The organism is Winogradskyella sp., from assembly GCF_965656915.1.
Lineage (GTDB): Bacteria > Bacteroidota > Bacteroidia > Flavobacteriales > Flavobacteriaceae > Winogradskyella.
In genome coordinates, this window is sequence record NZ_CBFHMI010000007.1 from 45319 (window position 1) to 66174 (window position 20856).

18 protein-coding genes are annotated in these 20856 nt (G+C 32.5%); 12 read left to right on the forward strand and 6 right to left on the reverse strand.

Features of this window, described 5'->3' with window-relative positions; genetic code table 11:
- The first annotated feature begins 28 nt into the window (after positions 1-28).
- The 4 genes from ACTG3Y_RS03845 (at position 29) to ACTG3Y_RS03860 (ending at position 3795) form a co-directional block, all read left to right on the forward strand.
- Positions 29-643, forward strand: coding sequence for a bifunctional nuclease domain-containing protein (locus ACTG3Y_RS03845; RefSeq protein WP_439151608.1), 615 nt, complete (start codon positions 29-31; stop codon positions 641-643).
- A 15-nt stretch (positions 644-658) separates the two neighbouring features.
- On the forward strand, positions 659-2353 hold the full coding sequence (locus ACTG3Y_RS03850; protein ID WP_439151609.1) for a nucleoside transporter C-terminal domain-containing protein: 1695 nt from the start codon (positions 659-661) through the stop codon (positions 2351-2353).
- A 155-nt stretch (positions 2354-2508) separates the two neighbouring features.
- Positions 2509-3333, forward strand: a complete 825-nt coding sequence (locus ACTG3Y_RS03855; RefSeq protein ID WP_439151610.1) for a thymidylate synthase — start codon at positions 2509-2511, stop codon at positions 3331-3333.
- 9 nt (positions 3334-3342) lie between these two features.
- Positions 3343-3795, forward strand: a complete 453-nt coding sequence (locus ACTG3Y_RS03860; RefSeq protein ID WP_439151611.1) for an energy transducer TonB — start codon at positions 3343-3345, stop codon at positions 3793-3795.
- A gap of 134 nt (positions 3796-3929) precedes the next feature.
- Here ACTG3Y_RS03860 and ACTG3Y_RS03865 read toward each other — a convergent pair whose 3' ends face one another.
- Entirely contained in the window at positions 3930-4229 is a 300-nt protein-coding gene (locus ACTG3Y_RS03865; RefSeq protein ID WP_439151612.1) for an isoamylase early set domain-containing protein, read from the reverse strand.
- Between the two features lie 286 nt (positions 4230-4515).
- Between ACTG3Y_RS03865 and ACTG3Y_RS03870 the strand changes: the two genes are divergently transcribed.
- The 3 genes from ACTG3Y_RS03870 to lspA are packed head-to-tail and all read left to right on the forward strand — an operon-like array spanning position 4516 to position 6892.
- Complete coding sequence (locus tag ACTG3Y_RS03870; protein WP_439151613.1) at positions 4516-5448, forward strand: dihydrofolate reductase; 933 nt, start codon at positions 4516-4518, stop codon at positions 5446-5448.
- Positions 5449-5485: 37 nt separating this feature from the next.
- The gene (gene fabD, locus ACTG3Y_RS03875; RefSeq protein WP_439151614.1) at positions 5486-6379 is read left to right on the forward strand and encodes an ACP S-malonyltransferase; all 894 of its coding nucleotides are present in this window, start codon (positions 5486-5488) and stop codon (positions 6377-6379) included.
- A 12-nt stretch (positions 6380-6391) separates the two neighbouring features.
- Complete coding sequence (gene lspA, locus ACTG3Y_RS03880) at positions 6392-6892, forward strand: signal peptidase II (protein WP_439151615.1); 501 nt, start codon at positions 6392-6394, stop codon at positions 6890-6892.
- On the opposite strand, the gene ACTG3Y_RS03885 is transcribed toward lspA, so the two are convergent.
- The 4 genes from ACTG3Y_RS03885 to ACTG3Y_RS03900 form a co-directional block, all read right to left on the reverse strand.
- Positions 6889-7080 (reverse strand): hypothetical protein, encoded by a 192-nt coding sequence (locus ACTG3Y_RS03885; protein WP_439151616.1) that lies wholly within the window; start codon positions 7078-7080, stop codon positions 6889-6891. The genes lspA and ACTG3Y_RS03885 overlap by 4 nt on opposite strands.
- A 177-nt stretch (positions 7081-7257) precedes the next feature.
- A complete protein-coding gene (locus tag ACTG3Y_RS03890) occupies positions 7258-8538 on the reverse strand; it encodes an amidohydrolase family protein (RefSeq protein ID WP_439151617.1) in 1281 nt (426 codons plus the stop codon).
- Between the two features lie 10 nt (positions 8539-8548).
- On the reverse strand, positions 8549-9565 hold the full coding sequence (galE, locus tag ACTG3Y_RS03895; protein ID WP_439151618.1) for a UDP-glucose 4-epimerase GalE: 1017 nt from the start codon (positions 9563-9565) through the stop codon (positions 8549-8551).
- Between the two features lie 12 nt (positions 9566-9577).
- Positions 9578-10735, reverse strand: a complete 1158-nt coding sequence (locus ACTG3Y_RS03900; protein ID WP_439151619.1) for a DegT/DnrJ/EryC1/StrS family aminotransferase — start codon at positions 10733-10735, stop codon at positions 9578-9580.
- 120 nt (positions 10736-10855) lie between these two features.
- Here ACTG3Y_RS03900 and ACTG3Y_RS03905 point away from each other — a divergent pair, with 120 nt between their 5' ends.
- The 5 genes from ACTG3Y_RS03905 (at position 10856) to ACTG3Y_RS03925 (ending at position 19834) form a co-directional block, all read left to right on the forward strand.
- Positions 10856-12088 carry a 3-deoxy-D-manno-octulosonic acid transferase gene (locus ACTG3Y_RS03905; RefSeq protein WP_439151620.1) on the forward strand — a complete coding sequence of 411 codons (1233 nt, stop codon included), beginning with the start codon at positions 10856-10858 and terminating at the stop codon, positions 12086-12088.
- A gap of 96 nt (positions 12089-12184) precedes the next feature.
- A complete protein-coding gene (locus ACTG3Y_RS03910) occupies positions 12185-12532 on the forward strand; it encodes a hypothetical protein (RefSeq protein ID WP_439151621.1) in 348 nt (115 codons plus the stop codon).
- A 107-nt stretch (positions 12533-12639) separates the two neighbouring features.
- Positions 12640-15939, forward strand: a complete 3300-nt coding sequence (locus ACTG3Y_RS03915; RefSeq protein WP_439151622.1) for a tetratricopeptide repeat protein — start codon at positions 12640-12642, stop codon at positions 15937-15939.
- On the forward strand, positions 15908-17866 hold the full coding sequence (locus ACTG3Y_RS03920; protein WP_439151623.1) for a DUF3857 domain-containing protein: 1959 nt from the start codon (positions 15908-15910) through the stop codon (positions 17864-17866). Before ACTG3Y_RS03915 ends, ACTG3Y_RS03920 begins: the two co-directional genes overlap by 32 nt.
- 3 nt (positions 17867-17869) lie before the next feature.
- Positions 17870-19834: a DUF3857 domain-containing protein gene (locus ACTG3Y_RS03925; RefSeq protein WP_439151624.1), complete on the forward strand. Its 1965-nt coding sequence runs from the start codon at positions 17870-17872 to the stop codon at positions 19832-19834.
- Here ACTG3Y_RS03925 and ACTG3Y_RS03930 read toward each other — a convergent pair.
- Positions 19824-20837: a LacI family DNA-binding transcriptional regulator gene (locus tag ACTG3Y_RS03930; RefSeq protein ID WP_439151625.1), complete on the reverse strand. Its 1014-nt coding sequence runs from the start codon at positions 20835-20837 to the stop codon at positions 19824-19826. The genes ACTG3Y_RS03925 and ACTG3Y_RS03930 overlap by 11 nt on opposite strands.
- Positions 20838-20856 lie beyond the last annotated feature (19 nt).

Below are 20856 nucleotides of genomic sequence, written 5' to 3' on the forward strand. Positions count from 1 at the left end.
TTAAACAGTTCTTTGTGTTTTATAAATTATGAGCTTAGTACAATTAAATATTAAAGGCATTTCTTATAGCCAAACACAAAATGGCGCTTATGCTTTAATCCTAAATGAGGTAGATGGTGACAGAAAATTACCTATTGTCATAGGTGCATTTGAAGCACAATCTATTGCTATTGCTCTAGAAAAAGAGATTCGCCCTCCACGTCCTTTAACTCACGATTTGTTTAAAAACTTTGCAGACCGATTTGATATTATCGTAAAGCAAGTCATCATTCATAAATTAGTTGACGGAGTTTTTTACTCTAGCTTAATTTGTGAACGTGATAAAATAGAAGAAATTATTGATGCAAGAACTAGTGATGCCATTGCTTTAGCGCTGCGTTTTCAAGCGCCAATTTTTACGTATAAAAATATATTAGACAAGGCAGGTATCTATCTCAAAGTGAATCCCAAGAAAGATGATGAAGAACAGGATAGCATTTTGGTAGATGATATTATTGCTGAAGAAATAGAAACAGCAACAGCTGAACAAGAAAGTTACAAAGATAAATCTCTGGAAGAACTTAATAAACTCTTAGAAGATGCAGTTAATAATGAAGATTATGAGCTTGCCGCTAAAATTAGAGACGAAATTTCTAAACGCTAACTAACAAAATATTTCATGACTAAGTTTTTTAAAGCGCTTATTGCTATTTTTTTTGCATTATCATCAATTACAGCACAAGAGCTAGAGAAAACGTGGCAATTCGATGCCGTTGAGAATAGTTCTGGAAAATCTCTTTTCAATATTTCTAAGAATGACACTATTCGTTTTAGCAACGGAGAATTTGGCTATACTTTAGAAGCCAAAAACAATTTACACGCATCTGGTGATTATATATATCAAAACAATTTGTTATTGTTTTACTATAATCAGCCTAACGATACGGTGCGCAAATATAAAATTACCGAACTAACAGATTCCACCTTAGTCTTTAATGAAGTCGGTGTTAAATATAAATTTTCGCCTTACAAACGTATTATAGAAACTGAAGATACTATTATTGCTAGTAAAGGTTTCTCAATTAATAGTCTTTGGAGAGGTGTATTAGGTATGGTCACCTTAATATTCATAGCCTATTTATTTAGCAGTAACAGAAAAGCCATTAATTGGAAAACTGTTGGCATAGGACTTGTATTCCAACTGCTCATTGCTATTGGTGTATTACGTATTGGATTTGTAAAAACAGTATTTGAATGGGTAGGTAGTCTATTTGTAAGTGTATTAGATTTTACAAGAGCTGGTAGTAAGTTTTTATTTGAAGGGTTAGTTGAAGATATGGATACATTTGGTTTCATATTCGCTTTTCAGGTTTTACCTACGATACTATTTTTCTCAGCATTAACTTCAGTTCTTTTTTATCTCGGTATTATTCAAAAAGTGGTAAAAGCTTTTGGGTGGTTACTAACCAAACTCCTTAAGATATCTGGGGCGGAAAGTTTGAGTGTGGCTGGTAATATTTTCTTAGGTCAAACCGAAGCACCTTTACTTATCAAGGCGTATTTAGAAAAAATGAATAAGTCCGAAATACTACTAGTGATGATTGGTGGTATGGCTACTGTTGCTGGTGCGGTATTAGCAGCATATATTGGCTTTTTAGGTGGTGACGATCCTGCGTTAAGGTTAGTTTACGCTAAACACTTATTGGCAGCCTCAGTTATGGCAGCACCAGGCGCAATTGTAATTTCAAAAATATTATTCCCACAAACCGAAGATATAAATACAGACGTGTCTGTATCACAAGAAAAAATCGGTTCTAATTTATTAGATGCTATTGCAAATGGAACCACGGAAGGCTTAAAATTAGCTGTGAATGTAGGTGCCATGTTATTAGTATTTGTTGCATTTATTGCTATGATTAATGGCATTTTAGGTTGGGTTGGTGATGTCACTACACTTAACACTTGGATGGCAGCCAATACACCTTATCCTGCCTTTTCCTTAGAAGCCATATTAGGTACTGTCTTTGCGCCATTAATGTGGTTAATTGGTGTCGCCAAGGAAGATGTAATGATGATGGGACAGTTACTAGGCATCAAATTAGCAGCTAGTGAATTTGTTGGTTATATTCAATTAGCCGATTTAAAAAATGTCGCTAACACAACACATCTCAACTACGAGAAATCCATCATAATGGCAACATATATGCTATGTGGTTTTGCTAACTTTGCGTCTATAGGAATTCAAATTGGCGGTATTGGATCATTAGCACCAGGCCAACGCAAACAATTATCTAAATTTGGAATGAAAGCTTTAATTGGTGGTACAATTGCTTCTCTAATATCTGCTACTATTGCAGGAATGATTATCGGATAATTATAGTTAATAACTTTTAATATTATGTAAAGCTTCAAGTCTTAATGAACTGAAGCTTTTTTTTATTTTCGTTTGTTGTCACATTAAGCATAGTCTATATGTGAAAAAATATTAAAAGTTGAATTAAAAAGATTCCCATTTTCGTGGGAAATGTTATGAAGCAATATCACGACTTAGTAAAACACGTTTTAGAAAACGGAAACGAAAAAGGAGATAGAACAGGTACAGGTACCAAGAGTGTTTTTGGGTATCAAATGCGCTTTGATCTTAGTAAAGGTTTTCCGATGGTAACGACCAAAAAATTACATCTTAAATCTATTATTTACGAATTACTTTGGTTCTTAAAAGGCGATACAAATATTAATTACCTAAATGAAAACGGAGTACGTATTTGGAATGCTTGGGCAGATGAAAATGGTGATTTAGGACCAGTATACGGACATCAATGGCGTAATTGGGCCAGTGAAGATATAGACCAGATCAAAGCGGTGATAAAAGGATTAAAAAACAATCCGGATAGTCGAAGAATGCTCGTATCTGCATGGAATCCTTCGGTGTTGCCAGATACGTCTAAATCATTCTCTGAAAATGTAGCTAACGGTAAAGCTGCTTTACCTCCATGCCATGCATTCTTTCAGTTTTATGTAGCTAATGGCAAATTATCTTGTCAGTTATATCAACGCAGTGCGGATATCTTTTTAGGTGTACCATTTAACATCGCATCATATGCTCTATTAACCATGATGGTAGCACAGGTTTGTGGTTACCAACCAGGAGATTTTATTCATACTTTTGGTGATGCACACATTTATAATAATCATATAGATCAACTAGAACTTCAGTTATCTAGAGATATTAGACCATTACCAAAAATGGTTTTAAATCCCGAGATTAAAGATATTTTTGACTTTAAGTTTGAAGATTTTACACTTGTAGATTACAATCCACATCCTCATATTAAAGGTGCTGTCGCTGTTTAACATTCAAACATGAATAAATTACCACATTTAATCGTATTTGTTTTTTCTTTAACTCTGGGAATCAGCGCACAAGAATCAGAGACTATTCCTTTTGCTAAAGTTGAACAAGTCCCTATTTATCCGGGCTGTGAAAATCTAGAGGAAAATACTGACCTTAAACAATGTATGTCTAATAAAATAGCAACCTTTGTTTCAAGAAAATTTAAAAAACGTGTTTTAAGCAAATCTAATTTAAGCGCAGGTAAAAAACGCATATTTGTTAGCTTTAAGATTGATACTTCGGGAAATATTATAGATATTCAAACTAGAGGACCTAATAAAGCATCTGAACAAGAAGCTACAAGAGTTATCAGACTATTACCAAAAATGGTTGCACCTGGAATGGTGGATGGCAAACCTGTAATAGTGCCTTATTCATTACCAATTTTATTTGAAGTAAAAAACAAAAGAAAGAGAAATTAAAAAGTAGTTTCAAGATTTTACATTAGTAGATTACAATCCACAAATACAAGATGTTTTTACTGTATAATATTGAATGTAAATAAAAAAGCGTTTCGAATTATCGAGACGCTTTTTAAGTTTTTTAAAATGGCTAATTATACATTTAGAACACCATTTTCGGCTGCAGCAAAATCGCTCCATGCATATGCATCAGCTTGGTCATCGTTTGTCCATTGACCATCTACTACATATCTAAACTCATAAGAGTTGTCTTTTTCTAAATCTAACGTTCCTTTAAACGTTCCGTTTTTTAATTTTTTTAATTTAACTGCTTTCTTTTCGTTCCATTCATTGAATGTTCCGAGAACTGCCACTTTTTTTGCTTCTTCAGCAGGCACAGAAAATGTTACCTTACAGACTGGCTTACTTTTTAAATACTGCTTTTTAATTGCCATAATATTCGATTTAATTGAGAGTCAAATGTATAAAAGAATCAGGCACCACAAATTGATTATTTGTTATAAAACTGAAGAATTATCATTTTAATAATATAGCTGTTACTTTTTGGTAAACTTCATATTTTTTTAGTGCAATATTTAAGAGTTTCACAATTAATTTTTGCAGCTCTTAGTATCTGATAATCAACTATATCGTTTTTGAAAATAACGATTACTTTAACTTTAAAATTTACGATAACGTTTTAGTGAAAAAAAAGTATCTTTACTCTACAAAATATTGAATATGTTCGGGAAGAAAAAACAAGTTTCTACTATAGATAAAGAGCAATTAGAGCTAATAGAAAATGCGCAAAAACGTATTAAGCAAAAAAAGCGTTTATACATTCATTTTGTCATTTTTTTGATAGGTGCTATCTTTTTAATCATTGCAAATACAGTATTAGGTATTGGTAAAGATTTTCAAATCGCAGGAATTGACTGGTTTGTATATGCTATTGTCGCCTGGTTGTTTTTGTTTGTATACCACTTTATAAATGTATTTATTACAAATAAATTTATGGGTAAAGATTGGGAAAAACAACAACTCGATAAATTAGTTAATCAGCAACAACAACGTATAGATAAACTAAAGCAAAACTTCTTAAAAGAAGAAACCAAAATAGCACAAACTCAAGCTTATAACGAAGCAAAAGCAGATACTGCTCCAACTGAAAAAAAAACCTCAACTGAATTAACAATAATTGTTGCAGCTGGAGAAAATAATGCTATTGGAAAAGATAATGATCTTATTTGGCACCTAAGTGATGACTTAAAACGATTTAAAAAGCTAACCAATGGTCATCATATTATAATGGGTCGTAAAACTTTTGAAAGTTTTCCTAAACCCTTACCAAATAGGACACATATAGTTATTACCAGACAAAACGATTATAAAGTTCCAAAGGGAGTAATTATAGTAAATTCATTAGCAGATGCCATTGACGCGGCAAGAAAAGACCAACAACCTTTTATTATCGGCGGAGGTGAAATATACAAGCAAGCTATACCTTTAGTAGACCGATTAGAAATTACCAGAGTGCATGCGACGTTTGATAACGCTGACACCCATTTTCCAGAAATAGATAAAACCATTTGGAAAGAAATTGATAGAAAAACACATGATGCCGATGAGAAACATAAGTATGCCTTTTCTTTTATAACTTATGTAAGACGATAAATATTTCTATTTTTGCAGCAATAAATTTGAAACTACTATGAACGCATATATATTTCCTGTTCAAGGCGCACAATTTTCTGGAATGGGTTTAGACCTTTATGAAAACTCACCTTTAGCCCAAGAATTATTTGAAAAGGCTAATGAAATTTTAGGCTTCTCAATAACTGATATCATGTTTGAAGGTTCTGCCGATGATTTAAAAGAAACTAAAGTTACCCAACCTGCTATCTTTTTACACTCTGTTATATTGGCTAAAACTTTAGAAGATAGTTTTAAGCCTGATATGGTTGCTGGACATTCTCTCGGTGAATTTTCTGCGTTGGTTGCCGCTGGTGCGCTGACGTTTGAAGATGGCTTAAAATTAGTATCACAACGCGCACAAGCCATGCAAAAAGCTTGTGAGATGCAACCAAGTACTATGGCTGCAGTTTTAGGCTTAGATGACGATGTTGTTGAAAAAATATGTGCTATGACTGAAGGTGTTGTTGTGGCTGCAAATTATAATTGCCCAGGGCAATTAGTTATTTCTGGTGAGGTTAAAGCCGTTAATAAAGCTTGTGAATCATTAAAGGAAGAAGGTGCCAGACGTGCATTAGTCTTACCAGTTGGTGGTGCATTTCATTCTCCTCTGATGGAACCAGCACGTGAAGAATTAGCTACTGCAATAGAAAACACAGCATTTAGTAAACCCAATTGTCCTATATACCAAAACGTGACAGCGACTGCTGTAACAGATGAAAGTGAAATAAAAGCGAATTTAATTTCTCAATTAACAGCTCCTGTGCGTTGGACGCAATCTGTACAACAAATGATTGCAGATGGTGCAACTCATTTTACAGAAGTTGGTCCTGGTAAAGTTTTACAGGGCTTAGTTAGAAAAATTCACAGAGAAGCCGAAACCGCTTCAGCTTCTTTTGATACTAATGCCTAAAATTAATCTACTTTGAACAGAAACGTATTTATTATACTACTAATAGTTTTTAATATTGCTATAGATCAAATTTCAAAAGTGCTTGTAAGAGCCAACTTTGAGTATAGAGAAATAAAGCCTTTAATTGGTGATAAATTTATAATGCAATACGTAGAAAATAAAGGAGCTTTCCTTGGTATGGGCAGCAATATGAATGACACTTTAAAGCTTGTGTTTCTTTTAATCCTGCCAACAATTGTGCTGGCGTATGTGATTTATTATATCATTAAAACCAAGGAGTTAGATCGTTTGAGTCTTATTGCGTTTTGTTGTATCATTGGTGGTGGTATTGCTAACGTTTTTGACCGTATCGTCTATGGACAAGTAACCGATTTCTTTTTTATAAATCTAGGAGGTATTTTTAAAACAGGTATTTTTAACGTCGCCGACCTATCAGTAACCACAGGAATGATAATGTTATTATTCAGTGGTGTTTTTAGCAATAAAAAGAAAAAGGTTGAAGAATCTGCCTAACGTGACAATTGACAATCTTCACAATCTTTAACTTCACCGTAATATGTTTCACGATATTTATGAAGTGTTTTGATTGGAATGTTTAAAATTTGCTTCTTAATGTAGGTGACATTTGTAGATAATACACCCATTTTTTTTGAAAAACGACCTTCCTGTTTAGTTTCTCGTTTTATACTTATCAATTTCATCTTTATTCAATTATCATTAAGTACAAAACAACAAAGACTTAAGACCAATGTCAAGTAATAAATGTTAAAATCGGGTTAAGCTATTTTTCGATTATCATATTGAAAATCAAGGTACAATACCATTAACATATTCTCAATCTAAGTAGTAATTCATTAAGAGTTTGATAATCATGAAAATTACTTATTTTTATAAATTACACCATTTTTCATTACAAAAACCACATTTTCCATTGTAGAAATATCTTTTGTAGGGTCACTATCAACTGCTACAATATCTGCTAAATAACCAGCTTTTATTTGCCCAAGTTGTTCTTCCATTTTTAAAATTTTGGCATTGGTCAAAGTTGCACTTTGAATAGCCTCTATGGCAGGCATACCTGCCTCGACCATAAACCCAAACTCCTTACCATTATCTCCATGATAAAATACCGCAGCATCCGTTCCGAAGGCAATACCAACACCAGCTTTATAAGCTCTTGAAAACATATCTTGAATCTTAGGGCCTATGTCCAATGCCTTAGGTACAATAACAGCAGGATAGTAGTTTGGAATTTTAGCCTTCTCGGTTACAAATTTTCCTGCACTTATCGTCGGTACTAAATACACGTCGTGCTTCTTCATGAGTTCCATAGTTTCAGTACTCATAAGTGTTCCATGCTCTATGGTTTTTACTCCACCTAAAATAGCACGTTGCATACCTTCATCTCCATGAGCATGAGCTGCCACATGAAACCCATAATCTTTCGCAGTTTCGCAGATCGCTTTTATTTCCTCAACAGTAAATTGTGGATTCTGACCACTTTTAGCTACACTCAGCACACCACCTGTTGCTGTGATTTTTATTAAATCAGCACCATTTTTATAACGCTGTCTTACTGCTTTTTTGGCGTCTTCTACACCATTTACAACCCCTTCTTTAGGGCCAGGATTACCAACTATACTTTTCTTTGCTCCATTAGTAGGGTCTGCATGACCACCTGTTGTTGCTAATGCTTTTTCCGCCGTGAAAATCCTAGGACCTTTTACCTTGTAAGCATCTATCGCATTCCTTAAAGATACATTCACACCTGAGCCTCCAAGGTCTCTTATGGTAGTAAATCCGTTCATTAAAGTTATCTCTGCGTATTGCACTGAGTTAAATGCAACATCTGCATCATTTAGAGTATAAGTTTCAAGATATTTCTTTGGGTTCGTTTCGCTTTCAATATGAACATGCATATCTATCAGACCTGGCATTACAGTCTTCGATTTTAAATCCACCACTATATCTTCTGAATTTTCAGGATTAACATAACCATTCTCAACCTTTAAAATTTTATTCTCTGAAACGACTACAGTTTTTTCTGTTAATACTTTACCAGATTTAGTATCTATTAATTTACCACAATGTAAATAGGTGTTTTGAGCTGAAAGTGATACTGTGATCATCAACAGCAATAGTCGTACAATAGTTTTCATAAATAAAATTTTAATTATTAATTCTTTGCTCCCATTTCCATGCAGAACCTATAGCATCATCTAGTGTTAACTCGGCTTTCCATCCAAGGATCTCGTTAGCTTTTTTCGTTTCAGCATAAATGGCTATAACATCACCTTTTCGCCTATCTACGATTTTATAATTTAGATTTTTTCCAGAAATTTTTTCAAAAGAATTGACAACTTCTAAAACAGAACTGCCCTTTCCTGTACCTATATTAAAAACTTCGTAATTAGTCTTATTTTTTTGATCTAGCAAACGCTTTAAGGCAATAACATGAGCTTTCGCAAGGTCTACAACATGAATATAATCACGAATACAGGTACCATCTGAAGTTGGATAATCTCCTCCAAAAACTGATAATTGCGTTCGTATACCTATAGCTGTTTGTGTTATAAATGGGACTAAGTTTTGAGGTACTCCAATGGGTAACTCACCGATTTTAGCTGATGGATGTGCACCTATAGGATTGAAATATCGCAATGATATACTATTTAGATCAGGCTTTACTTTACATGTATCCATTATAATCTCCTCACCAATTTGTTTGGTATTACCATAAGGAGATTGAGCGGCTTGAACGGGAGCATTTTCAGAAATTGGTAGTTGATCCGTTTGTCCATAAACAGTACATGACGAGCTAAAAATAAAATTTTGTTGTTTTAAACTGAGTACTTCCTTTAATACATAGACCAATGTGTTGACATTATTTTCGTAATACATAAGAGGATTTTCTACACTCTCCCCTACAGCCTTATTTGCTGCAAAATGTATGACACCTCTAACGTCGTTGTGTCTTTTAAAAAAGTCTTCTACTTGTTGTTTTTCTTTTAAATCTAGTTTTACAAATTGAGGTTTAATACCAGTAATTGCAGTAATTCCATCCAATACTTCTATTGAAGAATTACTTAAATTATCAATAATAATAACTTCATAGCCTTCATTTTGAAGCTCTACAACAGTATGTGAGCCAATGTATCCAAGACCTCCAGTTACTAATACTTTCATAATTATTATTGATTATTGATTATTTATAAAATCTAAAACTGTAGTTGTAATAAATAATATTTGCTCATCATCTAATTCGGTATGCATTGGTAATGAGATTACAGATTTTACGAGTTTATTAGTTACTGTAAAATCCGCTTCATTGTAACGCTCATCTAAATATGCCTTTTGTCTATGCAACGGAATAGGATAATACACACCACAAGGAATATTATTGGCTTGCAAATGAGCAACTAACCCATCTCTATCTACACCTGTTAAATTTAAGGTATACTGATGAAACACATGACAGTCACAAGTATCACATATACCATTGCATTCTGTTAATCCACTCGGAAATGTAATGTTGGGATGGTTTTTAAAGGCATCATTATATTTTCTTGCGGCATTTCGTCTTGCATTATTATAATCATCTAAATGCGGAAGTTTAGCATCTAAAACCGCAGCTTGAATAGAATCTAATCTGGAATTCACTCCAACAACATCGTGATGATACCTTTCATACATACCATGATTCACAATACCTCTGATTGTATGCGCTAAATTATCATCATTAGTAAAAATGGCACCACCATCACCATAACAGCCTAAGTTTTTAGAAGGAAAAAATGACGTAGAAGCCACATGACCAATAACACCTGTTTTTGTTTTAGAACCATCTCTATGTTTATAATTTGCACCAATGCCTTGTGCATTATCTTCAATCACAAACAAATCATGTGCATTTGCTAAATCCATAATCTCATCCATATTGGCTGCAAGACCAAATAAATGTACAGGCACAATAGCTTTAGTTTTTGATGTAATTGCCTTTTTTATGGCATCTAAATCTATATTAAAAGTTATTGGATCCACATCTACCAAAACCGGAGTTAAATGTAATAATGCAATGACTTCTACGGTAGCTGCAAATGTAAAATCTGCAGTGATTACCTCATCACTTGGTTCTAATCCTAAACCCATCATGGCTATTTGTAAAGCATCTGTACCGTTTGCACATGGAATAACATGTTTTACATCTAAATAATCTTCAAGATTTTTTTGAAATTGGTGAACTTTTGGACCGTTGATAAAGGCTGCGCTATTCATCACTTCTTCAATAGAAGGATCTACAACATCTTTAATTTTAGCGTATTGACCTTGAAGGTCTACCATCTGGATTTTTTTCATTCTGGATAACTGAATTTAATAAATAAAGGAAGCTCTTGGTTTGTAGCGAAAATACAAAATTGTAATGGCTATGTCAATGCATTTATTGAAAGTAATGTATTTTAGCACAAATATTTTTTATTGCGACTACTATACTCCATAGGAATTAATATTGCATCAATTGTTATACAGCTTTTTGCAGTGTTTAACTCCAAGCTGAAACTTGGTGTTAATGGGCGAAAAGAAACCTTTAGTAAATTAAAAGCAGCCATAAACTCTAATGACAAAACATTTTGGTTTCATTGCGCTTCTTTAGGAGAATACGAGCAAGGCCTCCCGGTTTTTGAAGCATTACAATATCAATATCCAGAGCATAAAATAATATTATCATTCTTTTCTCCATCGGGTTATGAAATTCGGAAGAATTCTAAAATTGCTGATATCGTTGTGTATTTACCTTTAGATACTAAAAGCAATGCAAGACAGTTTATAAATCTTACCCACCCAGATTATGTGATATTCGTTAAATATGAGATTTGGCCGAACTTCTTAAATGAAATAAAGGCACAAAATGTAAGAACTATTCTCATTTCTGCTCTATTTAGACAAAATCAAAGTTTCTTTAAGTGGTATGGCAGATTTATGAAAGCATCGCTTTTTGCATTTCAACACATATTTACGCAAGATCAAAATTCTAAAGACTTATTAGAGTCAATTAATTATAACAATGTTTCAGTTACTGGCGATACAAGATTTGATAGGGTAAGTAATCAATTAAAAATTGATAATACACTTACTTTTATTGAAACATTCAAGGCGGACAAACTGTGCGTCGTTTTTGGTAGCACCTGGCCAGAAGATGATAAACTATATATAGATTCTATTAATAATTGTGATTCAAATCTCAAGTTTATAATCGCACCACATAATGTTAAGTCGAGTTATGTAGAATCATTAAAATCACAAATCAAGGTAAGTTGTGTGTGTTATTCTTCAATGACTGGCAAAGATCTATCTCAGTACAAAGTATTTATATTAGACACAATTGGGTATTTAAGTAAAGTCTATGGTTATGCAGAAATAGCTTACGTAGGTGGTGGTGCAGGACACACTGGTCTTCATAATATTTTAGAACCAAGTGTTTTTGGAATCCCATTAATTATTGGTAAAAATTATTCTAAATTCCCAGAAGCTTCTAAACTTATTGATTTAGGTGGGTTAACATCAGTAGCAAATGCAAATGAATTTAAATCTATATTGTTCGATTTAGTAAATGATGAATCAAAAAGAAAAAACCAAGGCTTAGTTAATAAACAATTAATTGAAAAAAATAAGGGAGCTATAGTCCAAATCCTTGATTATATACGTATATAGCTCATCTATACGACAATAAACAATGAAAATATGTTAAAAATTCATCGAAACTGTTATTTGCTTATTTTAACATAAATTAGCACTAAAACTATTCAAATGAAAAAAGTTGTATTAAGCCTGGCACTAGTTGCTGTGCTAGGATTATCATTCGCATCCTGTAGAGAAACTAAAGACAAAGCAGAAGATGCTGTAGAAAATGCTACTGAAGCTACTGAAGACGCAATGGATAAGGCAGCAGACGCTGTAGAAGATGCTGCGAATGACGCAAAAGATCCTGCTGGTGACGCTGTAGACAGCGCAAAAGAAGGGGCAAAAGACATGGCAAATGACGCAAAAGATGCTGCTAACGATGCAGTAGATAAAGCTAAAGAAGCTGGAAGCGATGCTATGGATAAAGCTAAGAAAGCCGGTAACGACGCTACAGACAAAATGAAAGGAAACTAATTATACCTTTTCGTTATAAAACTAAAAAGCCTGATGAAAATCAGGCTTTTTTTATGCTCATTTGAGACATATTGCTATATTGCTTACTTAATAAATTTTACACTTTAATGAAAACCATCTTATCGCTAGCACTTCTAATTTTTAGTTTACTATCATTTTCTCAAGATAAAATTCCCTACATCGATTACAACGATATTGTTGAAGAAGTCACCAAATACGCTGGAGAAGAAAAATATAATAAGGTCTTACAATCATTAGCCAAAGTCAATAAAAATGACTCTACCTATTGTGCTATCTTAACTTCTAAATCGTATTATCTCATCATGCAAGAGAAATATGAGGACGCGGTAGAAGCGGCTAACGAAGGTTTAAATAACGACTGCGCTAGAAGTTCTACCCTTTTCTTAATTATGAATAAAGGTGTTGCTCTTGAAAATTTGGAAAAATATCAGGAAGCAATCGATTTATATGATAAAGGATTAGAAAGATATCCTGCTAATCATAAACTATGGTTTAACAAAGCTACCATTTATGAAAAAATGGAGAATTTCCCAAAAGCAATAGAAGCTTATCAAAAGGTAATAACCATGAATCCGCTGTATAGAAATGCCCATTTATTCTTAGGAAACCTGTGTTATCGTCAAAATTTAACAACACAGGCCTTAATGTGTTATAATATGACACTTTTAGTAGAGCCAGACTCTGATAGAGCATTTTCTTTATTGAGATTATTAAATGAAGCCATGTCGGGCAAAAACGAATACGACCCTAATGAGGATTTGGTCATATCTGAAGATGATGAAGCTTTTGAGGATATTAATCTGATACTAGATAATAGAATTGCCCTTAGAAAAAAATACAAAATAGATAATGATATTGACATTGCTGTAGTGAAACAAACACATGCTATGTTAGAGCAATTAGACGATTTTGAAGGTAATGGCGGATTTTGGGAAAAAAGATATGTACCGCTTTATAAATGGATAAAAGAAAATGATCAGTTTGACAATTTTGTATACACAATTACCTATTCTATCCAGAATGAGAAGTTCAAAAAAATAATAGAGAAAAACATTGATAATATTACTGAATTTATTGGAGGGTTTATTGCTCAGACTTATGATGTTATGTCACAACAAGACCAAATGGTAGATGGAACAAAAAAACAAATTCATTATTATTATTCTAACCAATTCCTTCAAGCAGAAGGTCAAATGGACGGTGAAACTTCAATAGGTGATTGGATGTTTTATGATGAAAATGGAGCACTTTCTGGAAAAGGGACTTATAATGAAAAGGGAGAACGTTCCGGAGATTGGTCATGGTATCACGATAATGGTAAACTAAAAGAAACGGCTGTTTATTTAGATGGTGAATTAAATGGTAAAAATTCTTCTTGGCACGAAAACGGAAAACCGTATGTACAAACCGCATTTAAAAATGGAAAATTTGATGGTGAGTATAAATATTATCTGGAATCCGGAGCCTTAAAACAAAAAAAATACTACAAGGAAGATGAGCTAGACGGCAAATATCTCGCCTTTTTTAATGTTGGAGAAGTTTTATTACCAGAATTCGACATAGATTATTCTAATGGTAAAGCACAGAATAATGCCTTAGAATATTATGCTCATGGAGATGTGTATTCAAACATTGAGTTTAAAGATGGTAAACGTAATGGCTTAGAAACACAGTATTTCTGGAATAAACAAAAATCTATGGAGGCCAGTTATATTGATGACGAACTCAGTGGACCATACATAAAGTATTATCCTAATGGACAAATACAAGAGCAAGGTCAAAGTAAAGATGGTATGTTTGACGGACTATGGAAATCTTATTACTTAGACGGAACTCTAGAATCTGAATTTGAGTATGATGAGGGCAATCTTTCTGGAGTTTTTAAAGCTTATGACACTGACGGAAAACCACACTATGAATTTGAGTATAGACGTGGCGAAATAATTAGTTACAAGTATTTTGATAAAGAAGGAAAAGTACTTACTGAAAATAAAAAGAAAGGTGGTAAGTTTTATTTTAAAGGCTATTATGCCAATGGTAACATAATGTCTGAAGGGAAATATGATATTTCTGGAGGTAAAATGGGAGAATGGAAATACTACAACATAAATGGCCAATTAACTGACTTAGGTAGCTACGACGAAGACTTAGAAATAGGTACACATAAATCTTACTTTGCTAATGGAGAGGTTAGTACTGTTGCAGATTATGATAAAGGTAGTCTTACTGGCTATTTTCAAGGATTTCATATTAATGGACAATTACAAACCCAAGGTTGGTATAAAGACGGTCTGCAACATGGTGAATGGAGATATTATAACATAGATGGTGTTCTAAATAATATTAGTTTTTATCATAAAGGTGACTCCCATGGTATACAACAAAATTTTGGAGCCAATGGAGATAAAACAAAAGAACTACATTACACATTTGGCAAACTCAATAAAGAAGTGTTATTTAATGAAAACGGAGACGTACATCAAACGATTGACTACGATAATGCTGAACAGAAATATACACTAACAGTAAATCACTTAAATGGTGGTAAAAAACTAGTAATAGATTACATAAACGGTTTAAAACATGGTAATTATGAGCGTTACAATTATGACGGCTCATTATATATTACTGGTAATTACACCAATGACTTAATGAGTGGTGAGTGGATTTGGAGACACGATGATGAAACACCAAGATATAAGGAAATTTACTTAAATGGTAGCGAAGATGGTAAATCTTACCGTTATTACGAAAATGGACAAGTTGAAGATGAAATGTACTATGATTATGGTCTAAAAAACGGTGAGTGGCTCTCTTACTATGAGGATGGATCCCTTGAAATTAAAACTACTTATGTAAAGAATAATCAGCATGGGAGAAAAGAATTTTACAGTAAAGAAGGAAAGCTGCAGTTAGTACGTTTTTATAATCATGGTACACTTATTGGTTATTCATATTTAGATACATCGGGTAATGAAATAGAAATGATTCCAATTGCTAAAGAGACGGGCAAAATAGAAGCATTTTACGACAACGGTAAACCATCAAGAGTAATGACTTATAAAAATGGGCAGTTAGACGGAAATTACAAAGCATACTTTTATTCTGGTGCATTAGAAAATGAACTTACTTATAAAAATGGCGAATATCATGGTGTAGACATAGATTACTATGAAGATGGAAAAGTGAAACAAAAAGTCAATTATTTTTATGGAGTTTTAGATGGAGAAGTGATTATTAACCATCCAAATGGTAAACTTAAGGAGGTTCTAAGCTATAAGAATGATGAAAAGCATGGTGAATATAAATACTATGACGAAAACGGTAAATTAATTAAAACAGACTATTATTTTAATGACTCAGTTTATAAATCAAAAGCAAACTAAATCTATTATTTTAGGACTGCTATTTCTGATATTTGGATCAATTTTTTCGGCACAAGCGCAATATGCTGAAGAATTTACCTTACTAAAAAACAAGTATCCAGAATCATCATTTATTAGATTAATTGATGAAATAGAGATCTCTGTTAAGATCAAAAATGACGAATTAGAGATAAAGCAACAATTTTTAGAAGAAGATTTATTTCTTGATGAATCGGCTACTTATGGCTCAAAGAAATCACTCAATTTTTCAGCATTTTTTGAGTTAGAATCTGTTGAAGCAACATCCTATCAATATAAAGACGGAAAATACAGAGCGTTTGAGGTAGATGACTTTATAGAAAAGGATGAGTTAGATAACTCATTTCATGACGACACTAAGTCATTAAATTTTATCTATCCTAATCTGGCTGAAGGAGGTAAGACCAAATTAGAATACACTGAAATTGTAAAGAACCCACGCTTTATTAGTCCAATTTATTTCGGAAATTTCTACCCTATTAAAAACAAAAAAGTAACCTTAGTAGCTGATAAAGAAATCAACTTTAGATTTCAAGAATTTAATACTGAAGGCTATACCATAAAATTTAACAAAGAAGAGAAACGTGGTTCTAATATTTACACCTGGGAAATTACTGATGTAGACGAAATTAAATACGAAAGCAGTGTTCCAACCTATAAAAAAGTTTTGCCGCACATTGTTCCTATTATAACATCTTACACCACCAGAGACAAAGAGATAAAAGTCTTAAATGATGTTTCAGATTTATACGATTGGTATTACTCAATGGTTAAAGACATCAATCAAGAAGAAACAGATGTAGAACTTGTTGCTCTGGTGAATGATATCACCAAAGACTGCACAACAAATTTAGAAAAGGTTAGAGCTATTTATTATTGGACACAACAAAACATTAAATACATTGATTTTGAATATGCTTTAGGAGGATTTATTCCTCGTGAAGCTAATGACGTGTTCAGTAAAAAATATGGTGATTGTAAAGATAATTCGAGCATACTCTATGAAATGCTAAAAGTTGCCAAACTAAAAGGAAATCTGACCTGGATAGGAACCAGATCTATTCCTTATTCTTACACTGAATTACCAACACCAATGGTAGATAATCATATGATTTTATCCTACACTGAAGGAGATAAAACTTATTTTCTAGATGCTACAGGACGCTATTTACCACTAGAAATGCCATCATCATTTATACAAGGTAAAGAAGCTTTAATTGGTGATGGAGAAGGTAAATTCAAGATTGAAACCGTGCCTGTTATTGAACCTAAAACCAATTCATACATAGAAACATCGGAATTAAGTTTACAAAATGATGAGTTAAAAGGCATTGGCAAGACAACCTTATCTGGTTATTATAAAATTGATTTTTACAATCAATTAGAATCTAATAATACTGAAAAAGAACGCAAAGAGTATTATACAGCAAAGTTAAGTAGAGGTAGTAACAAATTTCTTATAGATACTTTTGAAGAGGTCAACAAGTTTGATTACGATAAGGAATTTGAGATTAATTACAAGTTTAACATTAGAGATTACGCAAAACAACTTGGTGATGAAATCTATATAAATCTAAATCTAAATAGAGATCTTGTATTTTATAAAACAGAAGATGATAGAGAAAATGAGATCGAAGTAAAGTACAAAAGCTATTATGCCTATAATAACATCTTAGAGATCCCTGAGAATTATACTGTTGATTATCTTCCTGAAAATTATGAATCGAAAAACGAATTTTTTGAGTGTCGTATTTCTTACGAGCAAAAAGATAATACAATAATTTATACACAAATTTTAACCATGGATTTTTTAACGCTAACTGCACAAGAGCAAAAAGTAGTTAATGCCGCAATTAAAAAAATTGAAAAACAATACAAGGAAACTGTTGTTTTCAAAAAAATCAATTAACAAATGAAATTATTTAAACTAAGCCTACTCACCTTTTTATTATTTTCTATCTCCATATATAGTCAAGCTTATTATCAAAGTTATGACTGGGATAAAAACCCAACTTACAATGCAAAAGATTATGACGGTGAAGGATTGGTTGCTGCTAAAGAAAAAATAGCTACCGAATTCTTTTTTACTCAAGACAGTGAGTTTGTTGAATTCTATTTAGAGCATAAAGCCCTCTACTTAAATTCTGAAGAAGCCATAGAAGATTATAACAAAATCTATTTACCATACGATTCTGACTCTGAATTACTAATTAATAAAGCTCGTGTTATTACACCATCTGGCAAGGTTATCGATTTAGATGACTCTAAAATTTTAACGGCTACGGATGATGAGACTCAGAGAACCTACAAGTATTTCGCTTTTGAAGGTATAGAAAAAGGTAGTTTTATAGAATTTATGTATGTTGTTAAACGCAGTCCATCTTACAGCGGAAAACGTATTAGTTTTCAAGATGATTTCATAAAGAAAGATGTAGAATTTCATCTATTTTCTCCTTCCAACCTCATCTTTAAATTTAAAAGTTATAACAACCTCAAGGAAGTAGAAGAGGATACAATCATTGAAACAAAAAATCACTGGTCGTTTAAAATTCCTGAAATCACAAAATTAGAAGAAGAGGAACAAGCATTATTTTCTGCAGAAAGACAATTCATCATTTATGCTTTGGACAAAAACACAGCTAATAATAGTAAAGACATTACGTCGTACGGTTCAGTATCACAAAACGTATATAATTTTTACAACGCAGAGTTATCTAAAAGAACTAAGAAAAGTCTAAAGAAGTTTATTAAAGAGTTAAAAATTGCTGAAGAGGCTAGCTTAGACACTAAAATTAGAACCATAGAAAACTATATTAAAACCAACATTTTTGCTGCAGACTTTAGCAATGAGAAATTATCTAACTTAGACAATATTATTGAAGATAAAGTTGCAAGTGAAAGTGGTATAGTTAAGCTTTATATTGCTTTATTCAATGAATTAAACATTAAGCACCAAATGGTATTTACCTGCAGTAGAGAGTTTATGCGATTTGACAAAGACTTTGAAGCAAATATCTTTTTACAAGATATTATTATCTATTTCCCAAAAACAAAAAAATACTTATCACCTAACGAAAATGAATCACGTTATGGATTTCCTCCAGGTTATTTAACCGATACTAATGGTTTATTTATAAAGGAAGTTAAAGTTGGTGATTTTGTATCTGCTGTAGGACGCATAAAAAAAATTAAAGCCGTAGAGGCATCAGCATCAAAAGATAATATGATTATTGATGTAAGTTTTGATGCAGAAGATATTTCTACCACAAATATTAATCTAAAACGAGCTATGTCTGGGTACTATGGTATGTATTTCCACCCTTACATTGATCTAATCAAACCCGAGGACAAAAAAGAACTTATTGAAGGCTTTGCAAAAAACCTGAATGAAAGTGTTACCATTAATGAAACCAACATAGAAAATGGAAAATCAGAACTATTCGGTATCAAACCTATAGTTTTTGATATTGATTTTACATCTGACGCATTCGTGGAAAAAGCAGGAAACAAGTACTTATTTAAGGTTGGAGAATTGATTGGTTCACAAATGGAATTATATCAGGAAAAAGAACGTGTGCTGCCTTTAGAAAATGAGTTTAGGCGCACTTATGAACGAACGATTAATGTTACCATACCAGAGGGCTACACTATTGCAAATTTAGATGATATTAATATAGATAACGTCTATGACAAAGATGGAGACACTATATTATATTTTAAATCATTCTATGAGTTAGATGGTGATGTATTAAAAATCACTGCAGACGAATATTATAAAATTAATCGTGTTCCAGTAGAAATTTATGAGGATTACAGACGTGTTATAAATAGTGCTGCCGATTTTAATAAAATCACATTAGTAATGGTTAAAAAGTAGAATTTTTAATTGTAGAGTCACTTAGTTTCAGCTCACTAGGCACTACTATAGTTTGAGACCTATGTGCTTCGTTACCGAGGTTTTCAACCAGAAGTTTCATGGACATCTCACCTATTTTGTGTGCTTTTTGATGTATAATAGAAATCTTAGGACTAGAAATTAATTGAGTGTGCTCATAACCAAATCCAATTACAGACATATCTTTTGGTATGTTTTTACCTAATCTTTTGGCCATATTTATAGCAACAATACCTGTAATATGATCAATTGATAAAACTGCATCTATGTTTTTATGTTGCTTTAAATAGTCTAAAATACACTCTTCAACATTATCAGCATTATCGAGTTTTAAAACATTTGGTTCTAAGTTATACGATTCCATAGCCTTTGTGTAGCCTTTTATTCTAAGTTTTCCAACGCTTAATTCTTCAATATTACTAACTAATAAAATATTACTTCTTTTTTCATTAGTAATTAAATGCGCGGTAGTTTCATAAACAGATTGAAAATCATCAACGATAACTTTATCACATTCTATCTCATTAACAACTCTATCAAACATTAATACTGGGACCTTACTTTCTAATGCTATTTGTATATGACTAATTTCTTTTTTCACCTGACTTTCTCTGGCTACAGCTATTATAAACCCATCTACACTACCATTAGACAATAACTCTAAACTACGTTGTTCTTTTTCTAAGGTCTCATTAGACAAGCAAACAATGATGTCGTAATCACTATTAGCAGCCGTTTTTTCTATACCATGCAAAACTTCTGCAAAAAATGGATTTGTAACCGTCGGAAGAATTACACCAATAGTTTTTGTTTTATTGGTTTTTAATTGCTGTGCTATTCTATTGGGCTTGTAATTAAGCTTGGTTGCCAATTCCTTCACACGTTTTCTGGTGTTTTCACTTATTTCATGACTATCATTCAATGCCTTTGACACAGTTGAAACAGAAATATTTAAAAGTTTTGCAAGTTCTTTTAGTGTTGTCATTGGTAGTTTTTAAGAGTTA

Excerpts from the sequence above, each read along its gene's own strand:
- ACTG3Y_RS03845 (WP_439151608.1), top strand. The coding sequence starts at position 29 with ATGAGCTTAGTACAATTAAATATTAAAGGCATTTCTTATAGCCAAACA.
- ACTG3Y_RS03850 (WP_439151609.1), top strand. The coding sequence starts at position 659 with ATGACTAAGTTTTTTAAAGCGCTTATTGCTATTTTTTTTGCATTATCA.
- ACTG3Y_RS03855 (WP_439151610.1), top strand. The coding sequence starts at position 2,509 with ATGAAGCAATATCACGACTTAGTAAAACACGTTTTAGAAAACGGAAAC.
- ACTG3Y_RS03860 (WP_439151611.1), top strand. The coding sequence starts at position 3,343 with ATGAATAAATTACCACATTTAATCGTATTTGTTTTTTCTTTAACTCTG.
- ACTG3Y_RS03865 (WP_439151612.1), bottom strand. The coding sequence starts at position 4,229 with ATGGCAATTAAAAAGCAGTATTTAAAAAGTAAGCCAGTCTGTAAGGTA.
- ACTG3Y_RS03870 (WP_439151613.1), top strand. The coding sequence starts at position 4,516 with ATGTTCGGGAAGAAAAAACAAGTTTCTACTATAGATAAAGAGCAATTA.
- fabD (WP_439151614.1), top strand. The coding sequence starts at position 5,486 with ATGAACGCATATATATTTCCTGTTCAAGGCGCACAATTTTCTGGAATG.
- ACTG3Y_RS03885 (WP_439151616.1), bottom strand. The coding sequence starts at position 7,080 with ATGAAATTGATAAGTATAAAACGAGAAACTAAACAGGAAGGTCGTTTT.
- ACTG3Y_RS03890 (WP_439151617.1), bottom strand. The coding sequence starts at position 8,538 with ATGAAAACTATTGTACGACTATTGCTGTTGATGATCACAGTATCACTT.
- galE (WP_439151618.1), bottom strand. The coding sequence starts at position 9,565 with ATGAAAGTATTAGTAACTGGAGGTCTTGGATACATTGGCTCACATACT.
- ACTG3Y_RS03900 (WP_439151619.1), bottom strand. The coding sequence starts at position 10,735 with ATGAAAAAAATCCAGATGGTAGACCTTCAAGGTCAATACGCTAAAATT.
- ACTG3Y_RS03910 (WP_439151621.1), top strand. The coding sequence starts at position 12,185 with ATGAAAAAAGTTGTATTAAGCCTGGCACTAGTTGCTGTGCTAGGATTA.
- ACTG3Y_RS03915 (WP_439151622.1), top strand. The coding sequence starts at position 12,640 with ATGAAAACCATCTTATCGCTAGCACTTCTAATTTTTAGTTTACTATCA.
- ACTG3Y_RS03920 (WP_439151623.1), top strand. The coding sequence starts at position 15,908 with ATGACTCAGTTTATAAATCAAAAGCAAACTAAATCTATTATTTTAGGA.
- ACTG3Y_RS03925 (WP_439151624.1), top strand. The coding sequence starts at position 17,870 with ATGAAATTATTTAAACTAAGCCTACTCACCTTTTTATTATTTTCTATC.
- ACTG3Y_RS03930 (WP_439151625.1), bottom strand. The coding sequence starts at position 20,837 with ATGACAACACTAAAAGAACTTGCAAAACTTTTAAATATTTCTGTTTCA.